This is a genomic window from Desulfarculus baarsii DSM 2075, from assembly GCF_000143965.1.
GTDB lineage: Bacteria > Desulfobacterota > Desulfarculia > Desulfarculales > Desulfarculaceae > Desulfarculus > Desulfarculus baarsii.
In genome coordinates, this window is sequence record NC_014365.1 from 1,303,034 (window position 1) to 1,315,325 (window position 12,292).

8 protein-coding genes are annotated in these 12,292 nt (G+C 66.1%); 3 read left to right on the plus strand and 5 right to left on the minus strand.

Annotated features, from left to right (window positions below):
• Positions 1 to 44 precede the first annotated feature (44 nt).
• Positions 45 to 4,652 carry a hypothetical protein gene (locus DEBA_RS05810; RefSeq protein ID WP_013257986.1) on the plus strand — a complete coding sequence of 1,536 codons (4,608 nt, stop codon included), beginning with the start codon at positions 45 to 47 and terminating at the stop codon, positions 4,650 to 4,652.
• Between the two features lie 11 nt (positions 4,653 to 4,663).
• Here the strand turns inward: DEBA_RS05810 and ispH are convergent, their stop codons facing one another.
• Positions 4,664 to 5,503 carry a 4-hydroxy-3-methylbut-2-enyl diphosphate reductase gene (gene ispH, locus DEBA_RS05815; RefSeq protein ID WP_013257987.1) on the minus strand — a complete coding sequence of 280 codons (840 nt, stop codon included), beginning with the start codon at positions 5,501 to 5,503 and terminating at the stop codon, positions 4,664 to 4,666.
• Positions 5,500 to 6,480 carry a tRNA dihydrouridine synthase gene (locus DEBA_RS05820; protein WP_013257988.1) on the minus strand — a complete coding sequence of 327 codons (981 nt, stop codon included), beginning with the start codon at positions 6,478 to 6,480 and terminating at the stop codon, positions 5,500 to 5,502. The genes ispH and DEBA_RS05820 overlap by 4 nt, the downstream gene beginning before the upstream one ends.
• A gap of 102 nt (positions 6,481 to 6,582) precedes the next feature.
• Here DEBA_RS05820 and DEBA_RS05825 point away from each other — a divergent pair, with 102 nt between their 5' ends.
• Complete coding sequence (locus DEBA_RS05825) at positions 6,583 to 7,530, plus strand: radical SAM protein (protein WP_013257989.1); 948 nt, start codon at positions 6,583 to 6,585, stop codon at positions 7,528 to 7,530.
• Between the two features lie 149 nt (positions 7,531 to 7,679).
• The gene (locus DEBA_RS05830) at positions 7,680 to 8,438 is read left to right on the plus strand and encodes a PEP-CTERM sorting domain-containing protein (RefSeq protein ID WP_013257990.1); all 759 of its coding nucleotides are present in this window, start codon (positions 7,680 to 7,682) and stop codon (positions 8,436 to 8,438) included.
• 77 nt (positions 8,439 to 8,515) lie between these two features.
• Here the strand turns inward: DEBA_RS05830 and DEBA_RS16880 are convergent, their stop codons facing one another.
• From DEBA_RS16880 to DEBA_RS05845, 3 genes are all read right to left on the minus strand, one after another.
• The gene (locus DEBA_RS16880; protein ID WP_013257991.1) at positions 8,516 to 9,700 is read right to left on the minus strand and encodes a GGDEF domain-containing protein; all 1,185 of its coding nucleotides are present in this window, start codon (positions 9,698 to 9,700) and stop codon (positions 8,516 to 8,518) included.
• A 207-nt stretch (positions 9,701 to 9,907) separates the two neighbouring features.
• Positions 9,908 to 10,918, minus strand: a complete 1,011-nt coding sequence (gene cydB, locus DEBA_RS05840) for a cytochrome d ubiquinol oxidase subunit II (protein WP_013257992.1) — start codon at positions 10,916 to 10,918, stop codon at positions 9,908 to 9,910.
• A gap of 4 nt (positions 10,919 to 10,922) precedes the next feature.
• Positions 10,923 to 12,257 carry a cytochrome ubiquinol oxidase subunit I gene (locus tag DEBA_RS05845; RefSeq protein ID WP_013257993.1) on the minus strand — a complete coding sequence of 445 codons (1,335 nt, stop codon included), beginning with the start codon at positions 12,255 to 12,257 and terminating at the stop codon, positions 10,923 to 10,925.
• Positions 12,258 to 12,292 lie beyond the last annotated feature (35 nt).

The following is a 12,292-nucleotide window of genomic DNA, read 5'->3' on the forward strand; positions in this document are numbered from 1 at the left end:
ACGAGGCTAACATCACAAGTTGTATCTCTTCCGGGCGAATCGAAATGACCGTGCAAAAAGGCGGCGAAAACCTACCCGCCGGGATGAAGCGGCTGACCGGGCTCTATCGCTTCATTCCGCCGGAAAGCTATCCCGAGCTGGGCATCGACCCCGAGGACGTGCCCATTGGGGCCATCGCGGCCGAGGACCATCCGCCGTTTTTGCCCGACCGCTTCGGCGGCAACGCCTATGGCCTGGGCCTCTACGAGCAAGGCCTGCTCAGCGATCACGAGACCGCGCTGATCGAGACCCTCGACATGGACCGGCCCCAGCAGGTCCAGCAGCATTATCGCCCGCTCAACGACATCTTCAAGAGCCTGGGCCTGCTGATCCGCTACACCAGCAGGGGCGAGCCCTATTATCTGATCCCCCGCCAGTTCGTGGCCCACTTTCTGGTGGAGGTGCAGGCCATCACCGACGAGATCGACGATTTCGTCAAGGATCTGCTGGCCCGCAAGCTGAAAGAGACCACCACCCTGGGCCTGGTCACCGCCGAGAGCGACCTGCTGCTGCCCGAGTTGCAGGCCAAAATGCCCCACATCGACATCCGCGTGCCGCGCACCCTCGAAGACATGGCCGACCTGGCCGGGCTCTGCGGTGCGGTGGTGGTGGTGGGCGACCCCCGCGAGGTGATCCTCGATCAACTTTCGCGCCAGGGCAAGCCCCTGCCCCAGACCAGGGACGACCGCGAGTCGTTCGGCCATTTCGCCGCCAGCCAGATCTACGACATGCTTTCGCCCGAGGGCGAGGTGCTCTGCCTGTGCGAGCAACCCCTGGCCGCCACCCGCGAGGCCATCGAGGTAAAGTTCAAGCAGCCCATCGACCTCAAACGCTTTTTGCTTTTCAGCCACGTCTATCGCACCAAGCGGCGCTACGCCTCCGAGGACGGATCGGTGCAACTGGTCAGCCGCTTCGACTTCGAGGCCTTCATCACCGGCCTTGGTCTCTACCACGAGACGGTGGAAACCCTTTTGGGCGGCCGGCCCCTGGCCGAGGTCGACGCCGCCGAAATCGACCGTCTGCCACACCAGGATCTGCCCCTGCCGCGCGGCTCGGTGGAGCGGGTGATGGCCAAGTGGCGGCGCTGGTTCGGCACGTTTTTTCATCTGGACCGGCTGGATTCGACCCTGCCCGACGTGCAGCGCCAGGAGTGGCAGCGCCACTACGAACTCGACGGCGATCTGCCCGAGACGCTGGTGGCCCTGCAGGGCCGCCGCCGCCAGCCGCCGCTGAGCCTGGCCAGCCTGGAGAGCCAGGTGGCCTGGCGGCATCTGGCCGGCTGCCGCCGCGAACTGCTGGCCGAATATAAAAACTCGTTCGCTTACGTGCTGGGCGTGCTGGAATACCTCGATCAGGTGCGCCTGGGCAAGGTGGACGGCCTGCCCGGCCTGGAACTGAGTCGCCTGCGCAAGCCCTTTGAAAACATCGGCAAGCACCCCCAGTTCAAGGACGTGCTGCGCCTGGTGGAGCAGGCCCCCCGCCTGCGGCGCATGGAAGAGCGCCTCAACCCCGGCGGCATTCTGGGGGCGCAGACGCCGGTGCTGGAGAACCTGGCCAAGCTGTCGCTGATGGGCCTGGAAGAGGGCCCGCTGGATCAGCTCTACCTGATCGTTTTGGGCCACTCGACCATGAGCCGCGTGACCTTCGGCAAGCTGCCCGAGCAATCGCTGCGCCCGCTGACCGATCTGGGCCGCTACCGCGACCTGGACGAGGCCATAGATATCTTGCGCTTGTATCGGCTGCTGTCGGTGGCCGAGAGCGTCTCGGCGGGCAAGCGCGGGCTGGGCCCGTTGCAGGTCGAGGAGCTGTTTCATCTTTATGATCAGGCCGTGCGCGTGGTCACCGACCCCGAGTTGGACTGGGACGTGCTGCTGGACGCCCAGATCAGCCGGTTCGGCGGCGTCCAGGCCAAAGCCACGCGCAAGATGCTCAAAATTTTCAATTTGTTCGATCATCTGGACGATTGGCAGCAGTTGGACATGGCCGGCCCCAGGCTCAAGGAAGTAATGGCCGATTTCGACCCGGACCGGTTGGAGGCCATTGGCCAGGTGGTTCAATTGCTGCGTCAGATGGGCCAATTCGTGGGCCGGCACTACGCCGCCGACTCCACGGCGCGACCCTATTTTTTCCGGGCGCTTTTGAACTCGGAGCTGCACGGCAGCGGCCGCCTGTTGCCCCAACTGGGCACCGCCGCCGGCTTCACCCTGCTGTGGATCTGCGTCAACACCAGCGAACGCCGCCTGATCAACTTCAACGCCCTGCAAAAGGCCGGCGACGGCACGGGCCTGACCCGCCGCCAGGAAAAACTGCGGTCGGCCCTGCTCAACCTGCGGGTGGACGACCTCGCGCCGGCTTGGCTCGACGGGCTCAAGGAACAGATGGCCGAAAAAGGCGAGGCCTACATTCTTGATTCAGGCCTTTATTTGACCATCGACCGCCGCACCGGCGCGCTGACGCCCCAGTTCGTCGACGCCGAGGAAGAACTGGAGCGCCTGGAAAAAGATCTGGCCGAGGCCGAGCAAAAGGCCTTGCCCGAGGTCGGCGAACGCCGCTTGGCCGAGATGGACCGCCGGGTGGCGGCGGTGGCCAATTTCCTGCGCGCCCAACAGGGCGGCGTCATCGGCGAGGCGATGTCGTTCATGCGGCGGCGCTACGATTTTTTGTTCACCCGGCTGGAAGACTATCTGCTCGATCAGCTCTTTCACGTGGCCGTGTTCGCCGAAAATCTGGGCCGTTTGGTGCGATGTTGCCCCAACCTGGTGGGGCGGGTGCTCAGCGGCCGAGCCGGCGATTCCGAATCCGAGCGCCGCCTGGCCGCCGCCCGCAAGCTCAGCGCCCTGCATCTGCGCGACGTGGGCCAGTTCCAGGACATGGAGCTGAGCCACGAGATGGCCCGCCAGGAGTTCGGCCCGGCCACGGCCGGCATCGTCGGCGTCAGCCGGGGCCAATTTCAGGCCTTGGCGGCCTCGTTGGCCCAGTTGCTGCAAAAGCAGCCGGCCATGGAACGCTTGCTGATGCTGGCTGTGCTCCTGCACCAAGACGCCGCGCCCGACCAGCGCCCCGACGTCCGGCGCGTGACCCAGGTGGCCCAGCGCCTGGGCCTGGATCAAGACCAGAGCGACGACCTGCTGTTTTTGCTGGAGCACCTGGACACGCCCCGCCAGATCATCATGGGCGAGGCCTGCCTGGGCGCGCTGGAGCCGCTATTGCAGCGGCGCGACCCGCTGTTGGTCGAGGCGCTGTTTTTGCTTTCGATCATCCGCACCGCCGCCCGGAAGGAAGGCCTGCTCACCGAGGATCTGACCCAGAGCTTCGTGCGCCTGTTGGAGGGCCTGCGCCGCCTGGGCCGCGAGGGCAGGTCGGCCCGCCAGGCCCACGAGGCCCAGATCGTCGATTTCGCCAAGCAAATGGTGGCCTTCGAGCACTACCGCGAAATCCAGGCCAACCTGGCCCCCTCGACCAGCCTGCGCAACCTGCTCGAAACCAGCAAGCTGCCGGAAAAAGACCGCGCCCAGTGGCTGGAAAAAGGCCGGCGCCAGGCCGGGCTGGACCGCCTGCTCAAACTGCGCGGCCTGCTGACCACCGACGCCCTGGATATCCTGATGCTGCGCCATCAGGTGCCGGCGCCTTATATCTACCGGCTCAAGGGCCTGCGCTCCATCGGCGTGACCCGCTTCGAGCGCGACCTCTACGAAGGCATGCGCCTTTACCGCGGCCTGGTGGCCCTGCCCGACGAGATTCAGACCCAACTCCTGGAGGCCCTCAGCGACCCGGCCCGGCCCATGCGCCTGGCCGGGCTGCGTGGCGCGGCCGAACGCCTGACCTACGCCAACCAGATCAGGCTGTTGATGCTGGGCATGGCCGCCGGCATGGCCATGCAGGGCCTCAGCCCCGGGCCGGTCAAGGTCAGCTTCGCGCCGTTGGCCATGATCATGGAGCGGCGCTTCGAGGTGGTCAACGAGGCCATCACGGCCATCGACCCGGCCCTGCTGATCGGTCCGCGGGCCGACCTGGACATGGCCTTGGCCGCCAGCCGCAGCCTGGCCCTGCGCTACGACTATGAAAACCATCTGGTGTTGCTGGAGCTTTCGCCGGCGGCCAGCCTGGAGCGCAAGATCGAGGCCGTGCGCCTGGCCTCATCGGTCGAGGAGCTCAAGGAGCTTTACCACAACGAACTGCGCAACCTGCGCCTGACCACCCACCGCAATCTGGATTACCAGCAACGCCTGGAGGACGCCTTCGAGGAGACCCTGGGCCGCTTGGGACTTTCCATGCTCGAGCGGGTCGGCGAGGCCATGGCCAAGGAGGACGACCTGGAGCGGCTGGCGGCCATCTTCGAGTCCGCCTGGGAGGAGGGCCTGGAACTGCCCCTCGGCCGCGATCGCCAGCAGAGCCTGCGCGACCTTTTCGACATGAACGTCGAGCGGTTGCGCGGGGCGATCCTGGACCAACTGGCCCGCGAGTTGAACCAGGTCGCCGATCAACCGGCGCTGGAGGATCTGTGGGCGCGCGCCAAGGAGCGGCTGCGCGGCCAGCGGCGACATCTGGGCAAGGACTTTTTTCTGCTGGTGGCCCATCGTTTCGACCGCAGGGCCAGGGAGATCGGGGGCTGAGCGCCTGGGCGCTACAGGGACTCCAGCACGGCCACGACTTGTTCGATGAGCCAGTTGGGCGTGCTGGCCCCGGCGGTGACGCCCACCGTGCCCAGGCCGCTGAAGCGAGCCGGATCCAGTTCGTCCGGCGTCTCCACCCAGATCGACGGCTTGCCGCTGGCGGCGGCCACCTGGGCCAGGCGGGCGGTGTTGCCGCTGTTGCGGCCGCCGACGACGACCATGGCGTCGACCAGGCCGGCCAGGCGGCGGGCCTCCTCCTGGCGGCGATGGGTGGCCGCGCAGATGGTGGCGTGGACCTCCACCTGCCGGAAACGGGCCTGCATGGCCGCCTGGACCTGGGCGAAGACAGCTTCGTTTTGCGTGGTCTGGGCCACTAGCACGGGGCGTTGCAACTGGGGCAGACCGGCCACCTCCTCGGCCGAGGCCACCACCTGGCCCCGCCCGCGGGCGTGACCCAGCAGCCCGCGCACCTCGGCGTGCTGGCGGTCGCCGACGATGACCACGTCCTGCCCGCCGTCGGCGGCCTTGGCGATGATTTTCTGCACGCGGCCCACGTGGGGGCAGGTGCCGTCGATGATCGGCGCGAAGCCGGCCTGGGCCAGGGCCCGCATGTCTTGAGGCGGCACGCCGTGGGCCCGGATGATCACCGTGCCGCCGGTTCCGGCCGGAGGGATCTCCTCCAGCACGGCCACGCCTTTTTGCTTTAGCGATTCGAGCACCTGGGGGTTGTGGATCAACGGGCCGTAGGTGTAGATCGCCCCTTCGTGGCGATCGGCCTCGGCCAGGGCGATATCCACCGCTCGGCGCACGCCCATGCAAAAGCCGGCCGTCTTGGCCAACACAACTTTCATGCCGCCTGCTCCCCTTGTCGCGCGGCCAGTTGATCGAAAAACTCCTCGCACAGCGTCAGCAGACGGCCCAACTCGCGCTCCTGGCAGGCCAGGCGGCGGAAATCCGCCGCGCCGGGCAGGCCCTTGGCGTGCCACATCATAAACTGCTTGGCGAAATGGGCCGCCAGCTTGTCGCCGCCCAGGCTCAGGGCCAGTTCTGTGTGCTGGAGCAAGGATTGACGGCGTTGGGCCAGGCTGGCGCGTTCGACGGCGCGGCCGGCCAGCAGGTCGGCGGCTCGGCCAAAGATCCACGGATCGCCCATGGCCCCGCGCCCGATCATCACCGCCTGGCAGTTGGTCTGGCGCAGCATGCCCAAGGCGTCTTGCTCGCCGCGCACATCGCCGTTGCCGATCACCGGGACGGGGCACCAGGCGCTCAGCCGGGCGATGGCCGCCCAGTCGGCCTGACCGGCAAAGGCCTGACGGGTGGTGCGGGCGTGCAGGCAGACGGCCTTGGCCCCGGCGGCCAACAGCGGCGGGACGATGCGCTCCAGATCGTCGTCGCTCGGGCCCAGGCGCAGCTTGACCGTGGCCGGCAGGCTGGCCGCTTGGGCCACGGCGGCCATGACCGCGGCGGCGCGGGGGATGTCTTCCAGCAGGGCCGAGCCGGCCCCCTGACGGCGCACCTTGCGCGCCGGACAGCCCATGTTGATGTCGATCAGGTCCACCGGCATCCGGCTGGCCAAGGCGGCCGCCCGGCCCATGATCTCGGGGTCGGCCCCGAAAAGTTGCAGGGCCACGGGGCGTTCCTCGGGCAGGGTCAGGCACAGCTCCAGGGTTTTTTTGTGGCCACGGACCAGGCCCACCGCCGAGATCATCTCGGTGTAAACCAGGCCCGCGCCGCCGCGCTTGGCCATCAGGCGAAAGGCCGGGCTGCTGACCCCGGCCATGGGCGCGGCGAAAAAGGGCGATTGCAATGAAAGGCCGACAAACTGCATGGGCCTTAGTCTACCTTTGGCCCCAAGGCCTGTAAACCCGGCCCCTTGACAGGGCCGTGAGCGGGAATATGGTTAAGGCGATCATCGGCGAAAGGAGAAGCCATGAGTCTGACCAGCCGGCAAAGCGACGATCAGGCCGTGTTCGGGCCGGTGCCCAGCCGGCGCCTGGGCCTGAGCCTGGGCGTGGACCTGCTGTGGCCCAAGACCTGCACGCTCGACTGCGTCTATTGCGAGTGCGGCCCCACCACCCAAAAGACCACCCAGCGCGGGCGTTTTCGTCCGGCCGAGGACGTCCTGGCCCAGGTGCGAAAGCGCCTGGAACAACTGGACGTCCCGCCCGATCACATCACCCTGGCCGGCAGCGGCGAGCCGACGCTGCACCTGGATCTGGGCCTGGTCCTGCGGCGGCTGCGCGAGATGAACGCCGGACGGGTGGCCGTGCTGACCAACGGCACGCTCTGCTTTGACGAGCGGGTGCGCGACGAGCTCTGCCAGGCCGAGGTGGTGGTGCCCAGCCTGGACGCGGTCAGCCAGCGCGCCTTTCAGCAGGTCAATCGACCGGCCAAAGGCCTGTCGGCCGCGGCGATGATCGAGGGGCTCAAGCTCTTGCGCCGCCAGTTCAAGGGCCAGTTCATCCTGGAAATCCTGCTGGTGGAGGGCCTCAACGACACTCCAGGGGAGTTGGCCGGCCTGATGGCGGCGGCCAAGGCCATCGGCCCCGACGCGGTGCAGCTAAACACCATCGTGCGGCCGCCGGCCGTGGCCGGTTTCCGGCCCGTGGACGACCAGCGCCTGGCGGACATCGCCGCCGCCTTTGACCCGCCGGCTCAGGTCATCGCCCCGCCCCGGGCCCGCGCCGTCGGCGACCACGGCCACCTGGCCCGTCAGGCGGTGGAAATGACCAGGCGTCGGCCCTGCACCATCGAAGACATCGCCGCCGCCCTGGGCCTGGCCGGCGATGCGGCGGCCGACCTGGTGGCCAGCCTGCGGGCGGCCGGCCTGATGGGCTTGGAGCGCCACGACGGCCGGGAGTACTATCGCGGCGTGTGACTTTTGGGCAACACGGCGGTAGGCAAAAATACCCACCGTTTTGCAGTGGTTGCCTCTTTACTTGGCGCTGGTCCAGCTTAATATTACATTATAGAGGACTATGAGAACTCCGCGGGCCGCAAGGGCCGCGTCGCGAAGGAGAAGAACAAATGGCCAGCCGCAAGCTTTTGATAATCCTGATGGCCCTGGCCTTGTCGCTGACCATGGCCGGCGTGGCCTTGGCCAGCACCATCGATCTGGCCGGAACTGGCGCGGGGGGCAGCTTCGACGGCGTGGTGCACGGCCGCAACGACAAGTACAAGCCCAACAAGAACAACACCGGCCTGCCCGACGGCCGGGTCAACTGGGGTTCGACCAAGGAGCCGGGCTGGCTGCATCTGGGCTGGCTGGAGATGACCAGTTCCGATACGGCCGAGCTCAACGACAAGTACCTCTGGATGGAGAACTTCAACATCTACGAGGCCACGGGCGTTGACCCCAAGGATGGCCAATCGTTCGCCCTGGGCACGGAATATTCGATCAACCAGGTATTGCAACTGACCATCGCCGAGAGCTTCGGCAAGCATAACAGCATCAACGCCGGCGGCGACGACTTCGGCTCGCTGACCCTGACCGGGCTCAATTTTGGCTTCGACGGGACGCGGGGCGGCTCGCTGACCCTGACCGGCTTCATCACCTCGACCTACCTGGGCGATGATCCGTCGCAATTTTCGCTGACCTTGTTCGATCACGACTCGGGCGGCAACCAGATCATGAACGCCCTGAACAAGGGCAAGCCCAGCGCGCAGAACGTCAACGTCGATGGCCAGATCGTCGTGCCCAGCGCCGGCACGCCCGAGCCCACGGCCCTGCTGTTGTTGGGCTCGGCCCTGGGCCTGGCCGGGGTGCTGCGCCGTCGCCGCGCCTGAGCCGCGCCGGCCATGACGAACCCAGCCGCTCTCGCCCCGACCGTCGGGGGCGGGGGCGGTTTGTTTTTGGCGGGCGTTCAGGCGGCTTGCACTTGATCACGGCCCTGGTGTTTGGCCTTGTAGAGGGCGGCGTCGGCCCGTTCGATGAGGCCGTGCGGGGTGTCGTCGGGTTTCATGGCGGCCACGCCTATGCTCAGCGATGTGCGCACGGCCTGGCCGCGATAATCCAGCCGCAGGCCGCCAACGGCCTGGCGCAGCCGCTCGGCCAGGGCCAGGGCGCCTTCCAGGGTGGTTTCGGGCAGCAGCGCCGCGAACTCGTCGCCGCCCAGGCGGCCCAGCACGTCGGGCTCGCGCAGCACGGCAAGGCAGGCCTGGGCCGTTTGGCGCAGAACCAGGTCGCCGGTGGCGTGGCCGAAGGAGTCGTTGACCCGTTTGAAGTGATCGACGTCCATGACCAACACGGCCAAGGGCCGGCCGTAGCGTAGCGAGCGTTCCAACTCGGCTTGGCCCATTTCCAGAAAACGGCGGCGGTTGACCAGGCCGGTGAGGGGATCGCTGGCGGCCAGCAGGATGAGTTTTTCCTGGGCGCTGGTGATCTCTTGCTCCAGGCGCTGGCTGTTCATGACCAGAAAGATCCAGGCCCAGCTCAACTCCACCAGCACGGCCACGATCAGCACGATGGCGTTGAACACGCCCATGATGAACTGTTGTTGGGCCACCTGGCGGTCCATGAACATGTAGCTTAGCCGGATGATCAACATCAGCGCCAGGGCCAGGAAGACCAGGGCGGCCAGGTAGTATGGGCCCTTGCCCTGGCCCGATGGTTTGGTGGCCATCAGCCAGGTCAGGCGCAGGGCGATGCAGATCATGAAGATGTTGGAGCCGGCCGTGCGCGCCAGGATATCGTTTTGGACGTGGGTGAAAAAACAGAAATAGGCCACCGCCAGCACGGGCCATAACCAAAGATTCAGGCGCTTGACGCTAGACCAGCCCAGGAAAAGTTTGGTGCCCTCCAGGCGCAGCACCGAGGTCAGCACCACCAGCACGTTGGGCAGCACGACGCCCAGCGTCGGCGGCGCGCCCAGGCCGCGGATGGTGAAGAGCAGGTAGGTGACGGCGATGGTCAGGGCGCTGGCGGCGCAGAGGCCGAAGCCGGGGTAGGTCTTGCGCACCTTCCAGAACATGATCATGGCGGCGGCCAGGAAGAAATCCACCACCGTGATGGCCAGCAAGAGCGTTTTTATATCGACGTGCAAGTCCATGCGCCGGCCTTGACCGCGGTGCGTGTTCGTATCGCCGTCGGTGGGGCGACCGTGGCGGGTTAATCCAGCCAATATATTATTCTATTCCGTCGCCAAGCGCGCCGCCAGCCTAATTGCGCGGCCCTGCCCGGCGCGCGGCGGAGAAAAAGGCGGGCGGCCTTTCCCGAGTCGTTCGGGAGGGCCGCCCGCCGGAGTCGGGGCGTTTTGTTAGTAGGCCAAATGCTGATCGTCGGTGATCTTGTGGGAAAAATGCTTGTAGACCCAGGCCTGGTAGACGATGACCACCGGCACCATGACCAGGGCCACGCCCAGCATGATTTTCAGCGTCAGCGGGCTCGACGACGAATTGAACGCCGTCAGGCTGGCCGCCGGATCGATGCTGGAGGGCAGCATGTTGGGGAACAGCCCGGCCACGCCAAAGAGCGTGCAGGCGACCACCGTCAGGCACGAAAGGCCCCAGGCCTTCCACGGCGAGCCAATGCTCAGACGCGAGAGCACCAGCCCCGCCACGGCCAGCGCCGGGATCAGCCACAGCAGCGGATGGGCCAGATAGTTGGCGTAGAGGTTGGTGGCGAACCATGTGTAGACTAAAAAGGCCACGGCCAGCAGCAAAAGCGCCACCCACAGGCCCGAGGCCGCCGTCCGGGCCCGGCGCTCCAGGTCGCCGGATGTTTTCACGGTCAGCCACAGTGCCCCGTGGTACATGAACATTACCAGGAAAAACGCGCCGCCCAGCAGGCCGTAGGGATTCAACAGCGTCAGCAGCGTGCCCTGGTAGACGCCATCGGCGTCGATGGGAATGCCCGCGAAGATGTTGGCGAAGGCCACGCCGAACAACAGCGCCGGCGCGGCGCTGCCGATGAAATGACAAGCGTCCCACAGCCCGCGCCAAGCGGTCCCCTCGGCTTTGCCGCGGAACTCGAAAGTCACCCCGCGCAGGATCAGGGCGAACAGGATCAGCATCAGCGCCGAATAGAGCGAGCTGAACATCACCGCGTAGGTGGTGGGGAAGGCGGCGAAGGTCACGCCGCCGGCGGTGATCAGCCAGACCTCGTTGCCGTCCCAGAACGGCCCTTGGGCGTTGTAGAGCACGCGGCGCTCGTTTTCGTCCTTGGCCAAAAAGGGCATGAGCGTCCCCACGCCGAAGTCGAAGCCATCGAGCATGAAGTAGACGGCCCACAGCACGCCCCAAAGCACAAACCAGATCGTCTCCAACATGGCTCTAGCCCTCCTTCCGCGCGCCGGCGGTCGCGGCGGCCATCTCCGGCCCTTGCTTGGCGTGTTTGGCCAACAGATAAAACGCCGCCGCGCCCAACAACCCGTAGACCACGATGAAGGCGGCCAGGCTGATGGCCACCTGGGAGGTGGCGATGGGACTGAAGGCCTCGGAAGTGCGCATGAGGCCCCAGACGATCCATGGCTGGCGACCGACCTCGGTGAGCATCCAGCCGGCTTCGTTGGCCAGATAGGGCAGGGGCAACGACCAGAGCATGATCTTCAGATAAGTCGGGTTGTCGACCAGTTGCTTGCGCTTGAGCCAGCCCCACACCGTCAGGGCGATGAACAGCGCGCCCAGGCCCACCATCAGCCTAAAGCCCAGGAAGGTGGGCAACACCGGCGGTCGATCCTCGGGCGGGATGTCATTGAGGCCCACGACCTTGGCGCCAAAATCGTTGAAGGCCAAAAGCGACAGCGCCCCAGGGATGGGCAGCCACTCGACGATGTTGCCCTCGCCGCCGAGCCGGGGCACGGTGATCAGATAGATCGGGGCCGACTCCTGGGTCTGCCAGTGCGACTCCATGGCCGCCAGCTTGGAGGGCTGGACCTGGGCCACTTCCTTGCCGCCCAGGTCGCCGGTGATGGCCGCGGCCACGCTGAAGATCAGCGCGAAATTCAGGGCCAGGCGAAACGACCGGCTGAAAAATTCGACGTTTTGTCGGCGCAGCAGGTGATAGGCGCAGATGCCCATCACGAAAAATCCGGCCAGGATATAGGCCCCGCTGAGCGTGTGCGCGAATTGCAGCACGGCGAATTTCTGCGTGGCCACGGCGATGAAGTCGTCCAACTCCGCGCGGCCGTTGCGCAGCACGTAGCCCACCGGATGCTGCATGAAGGCGTTGGCCGCGATGATCCAGTAGGCGCTGATGTTGGAGGCGGCGGCCACCAGCCAGATGGTGGCCACGTGGGCCTTGGGCGAAAGGCGCTCCCAACCGAAAACCCACACCGCGATGAAGGTCGACTCCAGAAAGAAGGCCACAGTGGCCTCCACCGCCAACAGCGACCCGAAGATGTCGCCGACGTATTTGGAGTAGCGCGACCAGTTGGTGCCGAACTGAAACTCCAGCGTGATGCCCGTCACCACGCCGATGGCGAAGTTGATCAGAAACAGCTTGCCCCAGAACTTGGCCATGCGCTTGTATTGTTCGTCGCCGGTTTTGACGTAAATCGTCTCCATGATGGCGACCAGGATCGATAGGCCCAACGTCAGCGGGACAAAGAGAAAATGGAAAAACGTGGCCGCGGCGAACTGCAGCCGTGAGAGCATCAACACGTCCATACGCACCGCCTTTTCCTCGATAATGCCCAATGGAG